17 protein-coding genes are annotated in these 15,270 nt (G+C 61.3%); 14 read left to right on the plus strand and 3 right to left on the minus strand.

The genetic code is table 11. The features are described 5' to 3' along the window. Positions 1-110: 110 nt before the first annotated feature. Entirely contained in the window at positions 111-827 is a 717-nt protein-coding gene (imuA, locus tag F3J14_RS13810; protein WP_166723455.1) for a translesion DNA synthesis-associated protein ImuA, read from the minus strand. 71 nt (positions 828-898) lie between these two features. Continuing rightward, positions 899-1,810 (minus strand): SOS response-associated peptidase family protein, encoded by a 912-nt coding sequence (locus F3J14_RS13815; protein ID WP_166723502.1) that lies wholly within the window; start codon positions 1,808-1,810, stop codon positions 899-901. 101 nt (positions 1,811-1,911) lie between these two features. On the opposite strand from F3J14_RS13815, the gene F3J14_RS13820 reads away from it, so the two are divergent. The 5 genes from F3J14_RS13820 (at position 1,912) to F3J14_RS13840 (ending at position 7,309) form a co-directional block, all read left to right on the plus strand. Continuing rightward, positions 1,912-4,161, plus strand: coding sequence for a diguanylate cyclase (locus F3J14_RS13820; protein WP_166723456.1), 2,250 nt, complete (start codon positions 1,912-1,914; stop codon positions 4,159-4,161). After that, positions 4,151-5,179 carry a hypothetical protein gene (locus F3J14_RS13825; RefSeq protein WP_166723457.1) on the plus strand — a complete coding sequence of 343 codons (1,029 nt, stop codon included), beginning with the start codon at positions 4,151-4,153 and terminating at the stop codon, positions 5,177-5,179. The genes F3J14_RS13820 and F3J14_RS13825 overlap by 11 nt, the downstream gene beginning before the upstream one ends. Positions 5,180-5,287: 108 nt before the next feature. Then, positions 5,288-6,352 (plus strand): TRAP transporter substrate-binding protein DctP, encoded by a 1,065-nt coding sequence (gene dctP, locus F3J14_RS13830; protein ID WP_166723458.1) that lies wholly within the window; start codon positions 5,288-5,290, stop codon positions 6,350-6,352. Beyond that, positions 6,349-6,585: a hypothetical protein gene (locus tag F3J14_RS13835; protein ID WP_166723459.1), complete on the plus strand. Its 237-nt coding sequence runs from the start codon at positions 6,349-6,351 to the stop codon at positions 6,583-6,585. The genes dctP and F3J14_RS13835 overlap by 4 nt, the downstream gene beginning before the upstream one ends. Next, positions 6,572-7,309 (plus strand): 5-oxoprolinase subunit PxpA, encoded by a 738-nt coding sequence (locus tag F3J14_RS13840; RefSeq protein ID WP_166723460.1) that lies wholly within the window; start codon positions 6,572-6,574, stop codon positions 7,307-7,309. Before F3J14_RS13835 ends, F3J14_RS13840 begins: the two co-directional genes overlap by 14 nt. Here F3J14_RS13840 and F3J14_RS36085 read toward each other — a convergent pair. Next, positions 7,306-7,587, minus strand: a complete 282-nt coding sequence (locus F3J14_RS36085; protein WP_166723461.1) for an Arc family DNA-binding protein — start codon at positions 7,585-7,587, stop codon at positions 7,306-7,308. The two genes, F3J14_RS13840 and F3J14_RS36085, sit on opposite strands and share 4 nt — an antisense overlap. A 329-nt stretch (positions 7,588-7,916) precedes the next feature. Between F3J14_RS36085 and F3J14_RS13850 the strand changes: the two genes are divergently transcribed. The 9 genes from F3J14_RS13850 to F3J14_RS13890 are packed head-to-tail and all read left to right on the plus strand — an operon-like array spanning position 7,917 to position 15,268. After that, positions 7,917-8,573 carry a hypothetical protein gene (locus F3J14_RS13850; protein ID WP_166723462.1) on the plus strand — a complete coding sequence of 219 codons (657 nt, stop codon included), beginning with the start codon at positions 7,917-7,919 and terminating at the stop codon, positions 8,571-8,573. Between the two features lie 24 nt (positions 8,574-8,597). Beyond that, the gene (locus F3J14_RS13855; RefSeq protein ID WP_166723463.1) at positions 8,598-8,816 is read left to right on the plus strand and encodes a hypothetical protein; all 219 of its coding nucleotides are present in this window, start codon (positions 8,598-8,600) and stop codon (positions 8,814-8,816) included. Between the two features lie 2 nt (positions 8,817-8,818). Further along, a complete protein-coding gene (locus F3J14_RS13860) occupies positions 8,819-10,891 on the plus strand; it encodes a DNA topoisomerase (protein ID WP_166723464.1) in 2,073 nt (690 codons plus the stop codon). 21 nt (positions 10,892-10,912) lie between these two features. After that, a complete protein-coding gene (locus F3J14_RS13865) occupies positions 10,913-11,122 on the plus strand; it encodes a hypothetical protein (protein WP_166723465.1) in 210 nt (69 codons plus the stop codon). A gap of 59 nt (positions 11,123-11,181) precedes the next feature. Further along, the gene (locus tag F3J14_RS13870; RefSeq protein WP_166723466.1) at positions 11,182-11,835 is read left to right on the plus strand and encodes a lytic transglycosylase domain-containing protein; all 654 of its coding nucleotides are present in this window, start codon (positions 11,182-11,184) and stop codon (positions 11,833-11,835) included. 11 nt (positions 11,836-11,846) lie between these two features. Further along, positions 11,847-12,236 (plus strand): hypothetical protein, encoded by a 390-nt coding sequence (locus F3J14_RS13875; RefSeq protein WP_166723467.1) that lies wholly within the window; start codon positions 11,847-11,849, stop codon positions 12,234-12,236. A 5-nt stretch (positions 12,237-12,241) separates the two neighbouring features. Further along, positions 12,242-12,670, plus strand: a complete 429-nt coding sequence (locus tag F3J14_RS13880; RefSeq protein WP_089471789.1) for a VirB3 family type IV secretion system protein — start codon at positions 12,242-12,244, stop codon at positions 12,668-12,670. Then, a complete protein-coding gene (locus tag F3J14_RS13885; protein ID WP_166723468.1) occupies positions 12,663-12,872 on the plus strand; it encodes a hypothetical protein in 210 nt (69 codons plus the stop codon). Before F3J14_RS13880 ends, F3J14_RS13885 begins: the two co-directional genes overlap by 8 nt. Next, positions 12,863-15,268, plus strand: a complete 2,406-nt coding sequence (locus F3J14_RS13890; protein WP_166723469.1) for a transporter — start codon at positions 12,863-12,865, stop codon at positions 15,266-15,268. Before F3J14_RS13885 ends, F3J14_RS13890 begins: the two co-directional genes overlap by 10 nt. Positions 15,269-15,270: the final 2 nt, after the last annotated feature.

The raw sequence follows: 15,270 nt of genomic DNA on the forward strand, positions 1-15,270 counted from the left end.
CCGCCGATCGCCTCACGGTGCGCGCGGACGCGTCGTGGTCGAGCGCGCGCGCGGCGCGATCGAGCGCCACGACACGGCCGCCCTCGAGCACGACGAGTCCGCGCGCATCGTTAGGCGACGGCGCCGGCGATCGCGGCCGGAACACTTCGAGGTTGAGGTGCGGCAGATGCACGCCGATCCAGACTTGCATGGCGGTTCAACAAAATCGGCGAGGGGGACAAGGGGACGAACAGCGGCGTATCGCGTGCCGGCCCGCGGCGCTTCACGAACGTGACGTCGACGCCGTCCCGCTTTGGTGTCAGCGCGAGCCGCAAGGGTGCCGGCGACGCGTCGCGCGCGGCGGCCACCGGCCGGAAGAGATAGAACAACGCCTGGCCGCTCTGCGCGGCCAGATTGAGCCGCCGCAACGCGTCCGCGCGCACGTGCGACTGCCAGAGCAGCACGGCGGCGCACGTGCCAGCACGCAGCGCCTGTTCGGCGGCCCACAGCGCGTCGGCCGTGCGCGGCGCCGGCAGCGTCACGAACCCGGACGGATCGATGCCCCAATACGCGAGCGCGAGCGGTTGCAGCGCATGCGGTGGCTGGATCAGGATGACCGGTTTGCCGGCCGCGCGCGCGAGCACCGGCACCAGCAGCCGGAGCTCGCCGATGCCAGGCTGCGGCGTGAGTAGCTCGACCAGCGTTCCGGCCGGCCAGCCACCGCCCGGGAGTTCGGCCGTCAGTTCCGGATGGCCCGTGTCGACGCCGCGCGCGCTCGAGCGCGCCAGCTGGCTGGCTCGCCACAGGCTTGGGTGAATTGCTTCGGGATGGGCGAGGGCGGGATGCATGGGGTCGGTTACGCAAACACTGTATGTTTATACAGTATATGCCAGAGATTACCGTCCCTCCAACCCCCCGGTTACGCTGCGAGCTGGTGCTCGTAGTACGGCCGTTCGTGGTCGGCGAGGATCTCGCGCAGCTGCGCACGCCGGGATGGGTCAGGCGCGAGCCAGGCGTCGACGTTCGAGGATTTAATGGGGACGATACACCTGTCGTGGCCAGCTGCCGCCACTTCCGGCGGTGGGTCGTCGGTGATCGCCGCGAACGACCATAGGTCGTCGCCGCCCGGGATCTCGGTGCGCGTCCACAAGCAGGCGACCTGCATCTGCTGTGGCGGCGTTGGATCGAAGCGCAGCACGACGTTCTGGCCGTCGCGCTTCACGTTTTCGAAAAAAGTGTCGACGAGCACGAGGCCATGCGTGAAGCCGAAAACCTTCCGCCAGGCGGTACTGAGCGAGTCCGCCCGCGCGTTATAGCTTCCGTTCTTTTGCTTCTCGTCCGCTTCGGTCCAGCCCGGAATACGGCATCGATACCGCATCGGCACGACCAGGCGCTTGCCGTCGAGCTCGATCAGCACGGGCGCATACCACCCGGGGAAGATCCGCGAATCACGCTCCTGCAGGTCCTGCCGGCGAAGGTCGTCGAGCCCGCGCGTTGCCGCATCGATCTTGTCCGTGGCGATCCGGACGTCCTCGCTGGCCTTCTTCGTAATCTTCACGGCGAGCTTCTTCTCTGCCGCGGCGAGCCGAGTGCGCTGCTCGAACAGATCCGTCTCCAGCTTTCGTGCTCGCTGAATTCGATACGCGGCGATCGCGGCTGAGATTTCGTCGTCGACACCGGAGAACGCGGCTTCGACCGCTTTCGGGATCTTGATATCGCTCCCGGCCGCCCGCGCGAAGAACAGGCGGCGGAACGTCTCGATGTCCATGTCCGCGCCGTAGAGGCGCACGTACTCTCGGTAGTTGGCTTGGATCTTGGCGGAATAGCACATCATCGACCCCATCAATTTCCCGTTTTCGCAAGAGTAGCGCATTGAGTCCATCGCCGTCGCCGGTCAGTTATAGTGGCGGCTAGAAATTGTCGGAGGATAAAGTGGCGAACGCTATTGAACGACGTCAGGCCTTGATTCGTCGTCGAATTTTGAGCATAGGCTCGTTGTTATGCGTCGTGCTTTGCATCGCAGTAGTTGCCGCTGCATTCAATGAATGGCGGAGTACGTACGCTGCTGCGCGACGATCTGCTGAGATCGTTGCCAAATCGTATGCCGTGCACCTGGAGAAAGTGCTGGCGAATGCCGACGCGCTTACTGGGGTGATTCGATATGAGTATGATCGGGCACCTGCGGCATTCGATCTGCGATCGCTCATTGATGGGGCTGCCATTACTCCGGACTCCGCCGCACAGATCACTCTTGTCGGGGCAGACGGCAAGGTGCTGCAAACCTGGCCTCACGCTCTAAGCAAGCCGATCTATGTTAGCGATCGCCCGCATTTTGTTTTCCACAAGAATAATTCTGATGCGGCCTTGTACATCGGGGCGCCAGTAAAGGGGCGAGTCTCCGGTGACGTGACAATCCAATTCAGCCGACGTTTGGTCAAGACCGACGGCGGCTTTGCCGGCGTAGTCGTGACATCCGAGCACCCGGAATACCTGTCCCAAGGCTTTCTTAGTCGCGCAAACGTTGGCGAACATGGAGCGTTGGCCGCATTCCTCGGCAATGGTACTTTGCTTGCGCGCTCGCAACCTGGCGCGCCTGCCACGGCTACAGGTCCAAGTTTCTCTACGTACCTCGACAATTCAGATGTCCGATCTGGTGAACTGACCGATCCAGTCGATCGGTCAACGAGGATCTTTGCCTACGCCCATGTCGACGGATATCCGGTGATTGCAGCTGTGGCATTGTCGAAGGACGAAGCAATGCTGCCATTTCGCGGGCATCTGGGCGCATACGTGGCCTGTCTGGCACTTCTCTTGATGATCGTTTCGGTAGCAACGCTCTTGGCGGTGCGCCATGCAAGCAAACTGATCCACGCCGAGGAGGAAATGCGCAAGGCAGCGGAAACGGATCCTCTGACCGAGTTGGAAAATCGACGTAGTTTTCGGGACGCGATTGATGCGCACTGCGCGCACGTCCCAGTCGCGGCCAATTCAATCGCCTTGGTCACTCTAGATTTGCGTGATTTCGGTCGAGTGAATGACTTGCTTGGTCAGGACGCCGGCGATGCGTTGCTGAGGCTTGTTGCCGATCGACTGCGAGGTGTTGCTGCTGACAGCATACGGGTAGCGCGCGTTGGTGGTGATGAGTTCAGCTTGCTGATTCAAGATCACGATGCATTGTCGAAGGCGTTCGGGACGGCCCGGCTTATCGTCGAAGCCTTTTCGATGGCGTTCGGTTTGCGCGGCCACACCTATTTGATGAAGGTTTCCATTGGCATAGCGTCGCTCGAGTTGTCGCCGACAGCCGGGGCAGACTTATGGCGGAACGCAAACCGTGCAATGGCCGAGGCAAAGAGCGCGGCCGCTAACTCCGGCGAGAGCGAGGTGCGGATCTATACAGACGCGATGGCGCATCGGCTAGATCTCGACGATGACGATTTTCGGGAGCTGTTGCAGGCAATGGAGCGCCGGGCACTGGTGATTCGATATGAACCGATTGTCGAGGCGGAATTCCGTCGGTTGATTGCGCTGCGCGCGTCGTTGACGTGGCCGAGATCAGTTGACGATGTGCGTGAGGAGGTGCAGCTCCACGAGCTTGCTGATAGGCATGATCTCCTGTTCCGATTGGGAACCTACCAGCTGAACGAAGTATGTACTCGCGACACGAACATTCAAATCCCGACGTATGCGGCGATCCCTGCGGCTGTCGTCCTTCAGGGCGACCTGGATCAGCTTCTTGCGTACATCGAGGCGACGCACGCGTTCGATAGCCATCGCCTGCGCCTTGGCATTTCTCAACCCGGCGATCTCATTGGGCACCCGCGTGCAATCCAGACGCTGAGGCAGCTTCGCGAGCGGGGGGTAGAGATCTATGCAGCGAATATAACGGGCGATGATTGGTCAATCTCCATCGTTCGTTTGTTGCCGCTTGCTGGTGTCGAGGTCGGAGGACAGCTGCTGGCCGCAGCGGCGGAGGATAAAGTTGCGGAGTCGATGCTTAGCGGCATTTTGACAACGTGTGCTGAACTCGGGCTGAAAATTCAAGTTGCCGGCGTGAGTAGCCTGGAACAGCTATCCCGGCTTAAGGGCTTTCCAAATGTAGTGGTATATGGGAGTCTCTTCTCCGCAGAAGAGTTCGTCGAAGTTCCGAACAACTTGGTGGAGCCACGGGGTCATGAATCGTGAGCTTCATCAGTTGTTCGGCGATACCAGCGAACATGTTGGTTCCGTTCCCGAAATACCAGTGCGGGATGGCTCGATTGCGCTGAGATTGGTCGATGGCCGTGAACGCGGAGTATTGCTGCAGCGAATCCATACGAGACGCGATGGAACCGTCGTCGTGCTGCTATTCGACGGATCCGATCGTGCCCAATTAACCGAGTTTCTGGAAAACGATCCATACAATGAGGTGCTGGCTCCGCACTACCGTTCAATCGTTGACTCTGTGGAGCGACGCTCGCATCGCAAGCCGAGCGTCCGCGCTATTGCGAGCGTCGCCGATTGCAACAGCGAACTGGATGTACTGACTCTGATGCGTACGGTCTGTGCAACACGTGGCGGCACTCACGCGCTGTTCCACTGGTTGTCTATGTCGACAAATTCCCCGGTCGGCGGCGCAGTGATCGACACCCACGTCATTCTGGCAGCTTGTCCGCCTAGTTGGCTGCAGGTATACGAGCGCCGTGTGGTTACGGATCCCGTTTTGGAATATGCGCGAAGCAACGTTATGCCCGCGCGTGGCTTCGAATCCTTCGGTAGCTCGAACGGGCCGTGGTTCGCGCGCGAGGCCGCCCTATATGGGTTGCGAAGCAACGTGTTTCTACCGGCAAATCGCGGTTCGGATGAGGGGAAGGTATTTGGCCTCTTGCACGTCAGCTCAAGCGAGGCGCGGCCAGCCGGTGAAGATACGATTTGGCAAGGCCAGCGCGAACTGCGGGGCCTCGCCGAAGAACTGCTGGACTGGCCCGCGATCCGGTTTCGGCGGGTGGCAGCGTCGCGGTATCAGTTAAGCGACGCCGAGCGAATCGTCCTGCAGTGGATTCGGCGAGGGGGGGACGCCACACATGCTGCCGCAGATCTTGCACTGACCCAGCGACAGATATACCGACTTTACAAGTCGATCAAAATCAAGATGGGTCGCGACGATATTCGCGCCTGTGCTCGCATGGCGTCCGACGCTGGTCTGATCGATCAAGTTGATTGATAAGACATAAAGGCGTCTAAAATCATGAAAAACAGTGATATAGCCATTACCTCTTACCGTCCGTTACGCTTCATTCCGTGAGGTTTCGAGCGAATACGGAGCGGCGGAATGCCGAAAGGAAAGAGAGCCTGGATAGTGACGGCCCAGGGGTTGGCGGGCCTGCTGTTAGCGATCGTTGCGCCAATGGCGAGTTCGATCGACGTTGCGCGGGGGGCGCCGAGGCCCGAGTGGTCCATTGCGACGGCTTACCCAGCTGACACCGTTTCAGGGCAGGCGGCCGAGGATTTCGCGCGCCTGCTGAACGAGGCGGGCAAGGACACTACCCGTGCCATTCCCCATTTCACCGATAAACATGGGGTTGCTGGGGTTCAGGAGCGGATCAGCCGACAACCATTCGGTGTGCTTTTCGCCGGCGACTTGGCTTCCCGCGACGCAATCTTGGCGTTGTCGATTCGGCCATATGAGGTGAATTCCATTGCCGAGGCGCGCGAGATGTCGCGAGTGGCTAAACCGGCCTACCGGGCTGCCCTCGCACACCGAGATCTTGTCCTCCTTGCGGTGATACCGTGGCCACCGACTGGAATCTGGTCGCGAACAGCGATCGGTTCGCCGTCGGACTTGGTTGGCATGAGGATCCGCACATACGATGAATCGTCTCGGCGGGTGATGCAAATGCTCGGCGCCGACGTGGTTTTTCTGCCGATTCAGGAAGCGCTCGACCAAATAAAAGCCGGCGGAGTTGATGCGGTAATGTCGTCCGGTGATGGTGCTGCCGGTCGAGCATACGCCGAAGTTTTGCCAAATTTCACCGCTCTCGGCTACGCGTATCCGGTTTCGTTTCTCGTTGCCAATAGGCACTTTCTCGACGGACTATCGCAGCACCAACGCGCCGTAATCTTTGCTGCCGGCCAGCAAACTGAAAAACACGCATGGGAGCGGTTGCCTGAGCGTGTGCGCCAGAACTACGAAGGCATGGCCGCTAGCGGTGTAACCGTTCGTGATCCCGCGCCCCGAGAACTTCTCGATGCGATTTCTCGCGCCGCTAAGGACGATAGTCGCGACTCGTTGTTGAGCGACTATGAAACGGCGCAGATGTTGGCGCGGTTCCGGGCGTGCCAACCTCGGGCATGCCGAGCTTGTGCGGCTGTTGCTGATACAGAGGTGACCCGATGAATTCAGCGAGAAAGAGTGCGATCACCCTGATCGTGGTCGCTGTAGGTTATGTCCTCGCCGTCATTGTTGGGACGGGTGGAGCTTCAAATTCGTCTTCGCTGACCACTCTCACCGTCGAAAACGGCGGTTCTCGATGCGAGTACGACAACGTGTACATCGGTGATGGTGCATTGCGTATTCATAAGCACTGCAATCGATTTGATCAAGAGGGGCAGTCCAATGCGCAAGATTGATTTGAACGTCGACCTTGGAGAGGGGAGCGGCAATGACCTCGAATTGCTCGACTACGCGACGTCAGTGAACATTGCGTGCGGTTGGCATGCGGGCGATCCGTTGACGATGAGGACCGTCGTAAAAGCGGCACTGAAGCGCGGAATCGCGGTGGGTGCGCATCCGGGCTACCCGGATCGAGAGCACTTCGGCCGCCGATCGATGGAACTGACATACGAAGAGATTTACGCGGGCGTGCAGTATCAGATCGGTGCACTGGATGGAATTGTGCGTGCGTTCGGGGGACGTGTGGCACACGTAAAGCCCCACGGGGCGCTATACAACGACGCGGAAAAGAGCATCGCGGTCTGCCGAGCAATCGTTTGCTCCGTGCGCGACCTGGATCCGTCGCTGGTGATTTACGGGTTGGCGGGTGGCCAGCTTGTTCGCCTCGCCCGCGAGCTCGGCATGCACGCCTGTGACGAGGCCTTCGCGGATCGTGGCTATGCGGCCGATGGACGCTTGCTGCCGAGGGCCGAACCCGGCGCAGTCATCCATGACGTCAACGAAGTGACTCGCCGAGTGAGTGATTTGATAGAAACGGGTACGGTGCGAGCGCGTGATGGGAATCGAATCAGGCTATCGCCTCAGACCTTATGCCTGCATGGTGATGGCGAGCACGCGATCATGTTTGCGCAGACAGTGCACGCGGCACTGCGCAGCGCGCCTACCAGGCAAGTCGACTAGGTGTCACTATCCAGAAGTTTCTGGAGACGCTTCGCAACAGTTTCAAGCTCATTGACGGTCAAAAGATTTGGCAACGAGATTTGCTGTAGCACCTTCGCCAGTTGCTCCGTGCTTAGCGGGGCTGGCTTCGCGGGCTCGCCCGATTTACGGGCCAGAGAGGCGCTAAGTTGAGCAACTAGCTCACCATTCAAAGAGCGGCCGCTTTCCTGGGCCGCCTCTTTGAGCTGAAGGTAGACGGACCACGGGAGTCGGAATTGGGAGCGGTAAGTGTCATCCATAGGTGGAGTATTTGACACTACGCAGACACCATCGTATAGTGACGCAAAACATCACTCGGAGTGACTAATTTCATGGAGGATGTAGTGCGGTCGCAATGTCGATTGCCGGTAGAGGTCGACCGATGGCTCAAGTCACGGGCTAAGGTCGAGGGGCGATCCAAGAATGCGCAACTCGTGAGCGAACTGAAAAAGTTGATGGCCGCCGATTTGGCGAAAACAGAGACGGCGAACGACTCCGAGAACGGAGGGAGTGCTTGAAGCGGTTGATGTCGGTGTTGGCGCACTGACATCAACCTGACCATTACGCAGTAACTGTGAGGAAAACAGGAATGGCTACGCCCATTGTAGCGCATTGGTCCCGTCGCGCGACCAAGGTAAACCTGCACGCGTTCGCTGTTGCGGCCGCACTGCTCGCGCCCGCCGCGCCAGCGCGCGCTGACGGCTGGGGCTGTCAGGTCATGCTGTGTCTCTCTGACCCCCGCGGCCCCGAGCACGAGGGCGAATGTGTGCCTCCCATCGAAAAGCTCTGGGACGAACTCAGCCATGGCCACCCGTTCCCGACCTGCAACCTGATGGAAAGCTGGGACGCTCTGCCCGAGGAGTTTCGTCGCGCCATTCCGGACGATGTTGTTCAACTGGTGAAGTCGACCACGATCACCGGGGGCAACAGTGGTGCCAGCGGCTCATTCTGCCCGTATGACCTGATGTACTACAGCAACCTCTACGGGCCAGCTTGCCGCGCCCACAGCGTTATCCAGGTCAAGCTCAACGGTCAGGTCTTTACGCGTGTCTGGTGGAACATCGTCGGCGGCCTCGGCACGAAATCCAGTTCGCGCACCGAATACTTCGGCGGCGGCTCGACCACCCCCTTCTACGATCCCGCCGAAAGCGCGAAGCGCTGGATCGACGACCAAGAGAACAACCGTAGCGGCATCGGGAACAACGGCTCGCCGTCGCCCTGGTTCGGGCTCGGCAACCGTCACTGACTGATCCTCCCGGAGGACCAAGCCATGTCACTGACCACCGTAGAACAACAAGCACTCCTAAATGCGTCGTTCGAAGGCGCGGATGCCGTCGATGCGCTGACCGAAGTCCTGCGTGTGGCGCACCCCAATGCGTTTCATACGCAGGACTCGCTGAGCACGCGTCGTTTTTTCGATCAACCGAAGAATGACCTGCCGCATGGGGGCTATGTGCGCGCGTGCGTGACCAGATCGGAGGAGCGATAAGCATGGCGCGCCTGTACATCGCCGAGAAGCCGTCTCTTGCCAAGGACGTGATGGCAGTGCTCGACGGTCGCCCGTTGCGCAATGGTGTGGCCTACAAGGTTGGCGACGACTTCTTCGTGCCGCTGAAGGGGCACATCCTGGCCCAGGCGATGCCCGATTTCTATCTGCCGGACGATGTTCCGCTCAACCGGAATGGCAAGAAGATCTGGCGCGCGAGCGATCTGCCTGTCGTCCCGCCGACGTGGGTTCTGGAGCCGCAAGAGGAGCATGCGCCGATTCTGGACGCGATTCGCCAGTTGCTTGCCAACGTGGACGAGGTTGTGCATTTGGGCGACCCGGATGCCGAGGGCCAATTGTTGGTCGACGAGGTGCTGGAATACCTAGGCAACACGTTGCCGGTCAAGCGGCTGCTGGTGAACAACAACAACCCGAACGAGATCCGCAAGGCGCTCGCGAATCTGCGCGACAACGACGAGTCGCAATTCCGTGCGTGGCATCGCTGGGCGCTTGCGCGTAGCCGATACGACTGGCTGTTCGGTTTGAATTTCACGCGTGCCGCGACCTGTCGTGCCCAATCGCTTGGCTTCGATGCGTTGCTGAGCGTCGGTAGTGTGCAAACACCCGTGCTGCAGATTGTGTTCGAGCGCGACGACAAGATCGAGCGCTTCACGGCGACGTCGTATTTCCTGTTGTCCGCGCAGCTGCAGCACGCGAAGGGGGCATTTACAGCCAAATGGCGGGCCGCAGACGATCAACCAGGCCTGGACGAGGACGGCCGGCTAGTCGATTCCGACGTCGCCGCTGCGCTCGCGCAAAGCCTGACCAATGCGCCGGCGTCGGTGAGCGCATTCGAGCGCAAGCCGGCGCGCGATCTGGCGCCGCTCCCGCTGTCGCTGAACGAGCTGACGGTGGAGGCGTGTCGTCGCTTCGGCTGCACGGCGGCCGAGGTGCTGGAAGCCGCCCAGGAGCTTTACGACCGCTACAAGCTTACGACCTATCCGCGTACCGAGAACCGCTATCTGGCCGAAGCGCAGCACGGCGAGGCACCCGACGTGCTGGCTGCGCTCGCCGCGAACCGCGCGGATCTCGCCCCGCTCGTCGATCGCGCGGATCCGACGCTGCGCTCGCGCGCATTCGATGACAAGAAGATGGAGGGCAACCCGCACCACGGAATCGTGCCGACGACCCGCCGAGCGGACCTGAGCACGCTGACGCCGCTCCAGCACCAGGTCTATGACTTGATCGTCCGCTACTACCTGGTGCAGTTCTATTCGGCCGCGACGTTTATGCAGACGTCGATCGAAGTTGAATCCGCCGGCAATCGCCTGATCGCGGGCGGTCGCACGCCCGTTTCTAGCGGTTGGCTTGCGGTGCTGAAGCCGTCCGAGCCTGAAACCGGTGATGACGTGCAGATGTTGCCGGAGCTAGCGGTGGGTGACCAGCTGCTGGTGATCGACGTTGATCTGCAGGCGAAAGAAACGCGGCCGCCCGCGCGGTTCGATGAGGCGACGTTGATCGACGCCATGATCGACCTGCACAAGTACACGGACGATCCGGCCGCCAAGGCGCGCTTGAAAGTGGGCAACGGGATCGGCACGGGCGCGACACGCGCCGGAATCATTGCGGAGCATCGCGAACGAGGTTTCCTGGTTCCGGTGAAGGGTTCCAAGACCCGTTTCATGACGAGCCCGACCGCTCGCGCGCTGCTCGCCGCATTGCCGGAGCCGGTCAAGGATCCGACGGTTGCCGGCATGTTCAAGATCGCGCTCGACGCAGTGGCCGCCGGCGAAATGACGTTCGACGCGTTCATGCAGCGTAGCGAAAGGATGGTTACGCGGATTGTCGGAGTGATCGCGGAGGCCCCCATGCAACTGCCGGGCGCGAAGCCGTGCCCGGTATGCAAGACCGGCCACTTGCGTCGGATCAACGGACAGGACGGCCCCTTTTGGGGGTGCTCGAACTACAAGGCCGAGCAGCCATGCAAGGCGTCATATCCCGATGCGAACGGCACACCGAATCTCGCGCCGAAGCGCAAGAAACCGCGGGGCGGTTTCGCGATGGGCGGCTGGATCTAACAACAGAGAGAGGGCCATGCAATGAACAGGATTTTCGGATTGATTCGAGCAAGCGTGCGGGCGTTGCTGATCTTCATCGTCGCGACGGCGATGTTTGGCGCCGTGTACTGGCTGATCGAACGGCGGTCGATCAACGACCTGGTCGGCGCTGGCCTGGTGGCGTGCGGTTGGTTTGCGATCGCATTCTTGATGTGGAAGCGCGGTTGGCCGCGCGATGACGCGGAGTGGTGAGATATGCGCAAGATCTTCAAACATTCCTTGGCGAAACTGCTCGTGATCGGTGAGCGCGCATGATGCCCGTCGACTTCGCGACGCTGGCGCAACAGTGTGCGCCGTCCGTGCATCCGACCACCCTGCAGGCGGTCGTCAAGACGGAATCTGGTTTCAACCCGTATGCGATCGGCGTGGTTGGGGGCCGTCTCGCGCGTCAGCCGCGTTCGCGCGATGAGGCGGTGGCAACCGCGCGTGCGCTCGAGGCGGCCGGCTGGAATTACAGCATGGGCCTCGCGCAAGTCAACCGCGCGAACCTTCGCATCTACGGGCTCACGTCCGAAACCGTGTTCGACCCGTGCGCGAATCTGCGCGCCGGCGGCGCCATCCTCGCCGACTGCTACACGCGTGCAACGGCCGGTGGTCGCGTGCCGCAAGACGCGGTGCGTGCGGCGCTCAGCTGCTACTACAGCGGCAACTTCACACGAGGCTTCAAACGGGATTTCGGCGGCACGAGTTACGTGCAGCGCGTGGCCGCGAACGCAACGAGCGTCGGCGCCAGTGCGACGGTCGTGCCACCGATCGCAGTCGTACCGGACGGTGCGGCACCAGCTTCGCGTGGCGCAGCGCGGCCGGCGCGCCTGCGACGGGCCGACGATTCATCTACAACCGGGGCCGATCGTGGCCGCGAGACAGACCATCACCCCGCCTGGGACGCCCTGGGCGATTTTTAACGGAGCATCCGATGAAGATGAGTTTCCCTAAAACCACACTGAACCGAGTCGCGGCAACGCTGCGTCCGAGTGTCGTAGTGCCGGCGTTGGTCGACGGAGCTGCGCCGCAACGCGGGAGTGCCGCCCGCCGCGTTGCGGCCGGCGTTGTCATGTCGGTAGCCGCGCACGCTGCATACGCCGGAGGCGGCCTGAATGCCGGCACGCAAGCCGTCAGTACCTTCACAACCTGGTTTTATAGCCTTGCTGGTATCGGTGCTGGCGCCTACCTGGTTTGGCAAGGTGTGCAGTGCTGGAGCAACAAAGCGGACTGGATTCACGATTTCGGCGGCGGCATCGCGAAGGTGGCGGGCGTCGGCTCCGCGCTCGTGCTGGCTGGCTGGGCATTTGGGCTGTTCGGCTGATCGACATGGAAGATGAACGCACGCTGTATCCGTCCTATGCGGGCCTGAACCGTGTCGCGATGATCGGGGGCGTCCCAATGTTTCCGGCGCTGATCATCGGGTGCACCTCGCTGATCGCCAGCATGATCGGCGGCTTCGTGCTCGGTCCAGGCGGCCTGTTGATCGGCTCGGCCGGCGTGCCGATCTTCATGTTCTTCCGGTTCGTCTGCGAAACCGACGACCAGGCGCTGCGCCTGTTCTGGCTGGAGTTCCGCTGCTGGTTCGATCGCCGACGCGTGTCGGTATTCGGCAAAACCTACACGCTTGCGCCGATGCGTTATGGCCGTGACGTCGGCGTCTACACACGCTCGTTCGCGCGTGGCAAGGATCTGGAGCGCTTCGAGGCGCTGCGTCAAAGCCTGCTTACGCAGGTACAGGAGGATAACGATGAGTAACCGCCATACCATCCCGCACGCCGGCGGTGCCGCAAGTGTGTGGCCGGTCGAGCTGGGCCACACGATGGTCATAGGCACCACCGGCGCGGGTAAGAGTACCAGCGCCGCGCTTTACGACATGCTGCGCCTGACCGAGACGGAGTTTGGCCTCGTTAAGGGGCAGCCCGATACCGGGGCTGCAGGAGACGAAGCATGCGCGTAACGAACGATCTGAATCGACTCGTCGCGGGCGCTGAAGATAAGCTGCCGCGTATTGGTCGCCCGGTGTCGGTGACCACGACGAGCATCGACAACGGCGGTGCGATGATGGTGCTGCGCGTGAACGGCGTGCCGTTCGAATCGGTCAGCCGCGGCGAGATCGAGGCGCGCTACGACAGTTGGAATCGCCAGCTGGCCGCGATGACACTGGAAAAGGGCAATCGCCTGTCGCTGTGGAGCACGTTCCGCCGGCGTCGCGTGTCGTTCGGCGACGAGTACCGCTTCTACAACCCGTTCATCCAGCAGGCCGTCGACAAGTACCTGCAGCGTTTCCGTAAGCACCATCATTACGAGAACAGTTTCTACATCAGCGCGATCCTGCAGGGCGACGACCTGGACGAGTCGGTGCGTGAGCTCGAGGAACTGGGCGAGTCGTTGACGAAGTCGCTGATCGCCTACGATCCGCAGCCGCTCGAAACATACGAGCACAACGGAATCCTGTTCTCGGAACCGTATCAGTTCATCGGCGAGCTGGTGAACGGGATCGATGAGCGCGTGCCGGTTACGCAGGCAACAGGGCGCGATCTGATTCCGACGTCGCATCTGCATTTTCATTACGACACGGTCGAGATCCGCACGGACCGCTCGACTCGCTTTGCGACCTGCTACGACCTGAAGGATTTCCCGAAGGCTGGATGGGGGCAAACGAATCCGTTGCTGACGTTGCCGGTCGAGTTCACGTTCACGCAGAGCTTTGGCTGCCTGAGCACCGCCGACGCGATGGACGCGATTCAGGCGCAGATCAACAACCTGGAGTCCGTCGAAGACAAGGCCACGCACCAGATCGACGAGCTGAAGGATGCGCTCGCGCTGATCGCCGGGCGCGATCTCGCATTCGGCGACTATCACGGTGCGCTGATCGTGTATGGCGACACGGCGGAAGCGGCGATCAGCAACGGTGCATATGTGACGAGCCGTGCGCTGAACGATTGTGGCTTCAAGTTCGTGAAGGCAACTGCCTCGGCACCGTACACGTATATGAGCCAGGTGCCCGGCTTCAAGACGAAGCCACGGCCAATGCCGAAGTCGACCCGCAACCTCGCGTCGTCGTTTTCGATGCATACGTATTCGGCGGGCAAGGCTCGCGGCAATCCGCTCGGTGACGGCTCGGCGCTCATGCCGGTGCAGACGGTTGCGAAAAGTTTGTTCAGCTTGAACTGCCACGCGTCGCGCCTCGACGAAAACAGCGTCGGCGAGAAGGTTGCCGGCCACACCTTGATTCTCGGCTCGACCGGCACAGGCAAGACGACGCTCGAGACGATGCTGCTTGCCTTTCTCGAGCGGTTCGACCCGAAGATTTTCGCGCTCGATCTCGACCAAGGCCTGCGAATCTTCCTCGAGGAGATGGGCGCCATCTACTACACGCTGCGCGAAGGTGAGCCGACCGGTCTTGCGCCGCTCGGCCTGCCCGATACGAAGCGCAACCGCGCGCATCTTTACGACCTGGTCGGTGCATGCTGCCGCGACGAGAACGGCAAGCTGAGCGCGGACGATCAGCGCCAGATCAAGCATGCGGTCGACACGGTCATGTCGCTGGACAACATCGAACACAAGACCTTCAGCCGCTTGATGGAGTCGATCCCGGATACCGGCGAAGAAAACAGCCTGTGGCTGCGTTTGAGCCAATGGTGTCACGCAACTAACGGTCGATTCGCGTGGGCGCTGGACAACGAACCGAGCGCGCTGACCAACATCGCCGATGTGCGTCGTATTGGCTTTGACGTGACGGACTTCCTGAAGAAGGGCTATGCCGCCACGGAGCCGGTGCTCGCACACCTGCTGTACCTGAAAGAGCAGATGCAGCGCAAGGGCGGCCTGCTTGCGACGGTGATCGCGGAGTTCTGGCTGCCGGCCAGCTATCCGACCACGCAGGAGCTGATCCGCAAGTCGTTGAAGACCGGCCGGAAGGCGGACGAATTCCTGATCCTGGATTCGCAATCGCCGGAGGACGCGATTCAGTGTCCGGTGTTCGCCGAGATTCGAGACCTCACGGCCACGAAGATCTACCTGCCGAACCCGGACGCAACGCCGGACGGTTACAAGCTTCTGAACCTGACCGATCGTGAGTTCCGGACACTCAAGGCCCTGTCGAAGGAATCGCGCACGTTCCTGATCAAGCAGAGCAACCAGTCTGCGTTCGCGACGCTGGACCTGGCCGGCATGAACGACGAGATTGCGGTCCTTTCCAGCAGTCTCGACAACGTCGCGATCTGGGAAGAATGCACGCGTGACGCGCATGGCGATACGGATCTGCGCATGCAGCTGTTCCAGGCACGTCGCAAGGGCAAGCGGGACCGCAAGCCCGAGGCAGAGGCCGCGCCGGCGGAGGAGGTTGAGTGACG

Source organism: Burkholderia sp. Tr-862, assembly GCF_011753085.1.
In the GTDB taxonomy this organism is placed as follows: domain Bacteria; phylum Pseudomonadota; class Gammaproteobacteria; order Burkholderiales; family Burkholderiaceae; genus Burkholderia; species Burkholderia ambifaria.

Bases quoted from the DNA above. Each gene is read 5' to 3' on its own strand.
- imuA (WP_166723455.1), bottom strand. From the start codon at position 827: ATGCATCCCGCCCTCGCCCATCCCGAAGCAATTCACCCAAGCCTGTGG.
- F3J14_RS13815 (WP_166723502.1), bottom strand. From the start codon at position 1,810: ATGTGCTATTCCGCCAAGATCCAAGCCAACTACCGAGAGTACGTGCGC.
- F3J14_RS13825 (WP_166723457.1), top strand. From the start codon at position 4,151: ATGAATCGTGAGCTTCATCAGTTGTTCGGCGATACCAGCGAACATGTT.
- dctP (WP_166723458.1), top strand. From the start codon at position 5,288: ATGCCGAAAGGAAAGAGAGCCTGGATAGTGACGGCCCAGGGGTTGGCG.
- F3J14_RS13835 (WP_166723459.1), top strand. From the start codon at position 6,349: ATGAATTCAGCGAGAAAGAGTGCGATCACCCTGATCGTGGTCGCTGTA.
- F3J14_RS13840 (WP_166723460.1), top strand. From the start codon at position 6,572: ATGCGCAAGATTGATTTGAACGTCGACCTTGGAGAGGGGAGCGGCAAT.
- F3J14_RS36085 (WP_166723461.1), bottom strand. From the start codon at position 7,587: ATGGATGACACTTACCGCTCCCAATTCCGACTCCCGTGGTCCGTCTAC.
- F3J14_RS13850 (WP_166723462.1), top strand. From the start codon at position 7,917: ATGGCTACGCCCATTGTAGCGCATTGGTCCCGTCGCGCGACCAAGGTA.
- F3J14_RS13855 (WP_166723463.1), top strand. From the start codon at position 8,598: ATGTCACTGACCACCGTAGAACAACAAGCACTCCTAAATGCGTCGTTC.
- F3J14_RS13860 (WP_166723464.1), top strand. From the start codon at position 8,819: ATGGCGCGCCTGTACATCGCCGAGAAGCCGTCTCTTGCCAAGGACGTG.
- F3J14_RS13865 (WP_166723465.1), top strand. From the start codon at position 10,913: ATGAACAGGATTTTCGGATTGATTCGAGCAAGCGTGCGGGCGTTGCTG.
- F3J14_RS13870 (WP_166723466.1), top strand. From the start codon at position 11,182: ATGATGCCCGTCGACTTCGCGACGCTGGCGCAACAGTGTGCGCCGTCC.
- F3J14_RS13875 (WP_166723467.1), top strand. From the start codon at position 11,847: ATGAAGATGAGTTTCCCTAAAACCACACTGAACCGAGTCGCGGCAACG.
- F3J14_RS13880 (WP_089471789.1), top strand. From the start codon at position 12,242: ATGGAAGATGAACGCACGCTGTATCCGTCCTATGCGGGCCTGAACCGT.
- F3J14_RS13885 (WP_166723468.1), top strand. From the start codon at position 12,663: ATGAGTAACCGCCATACCATCCCGCACGCCGGCGGTGCCGCAAGTGTG.
- F3J14_RS13890 (WP_166723469.1), top strand. From the start codon at position 12,863: ATGCGCGTAACGAACGATCTGAATCGACTCGTCGCGGGCGCTGAAGAT.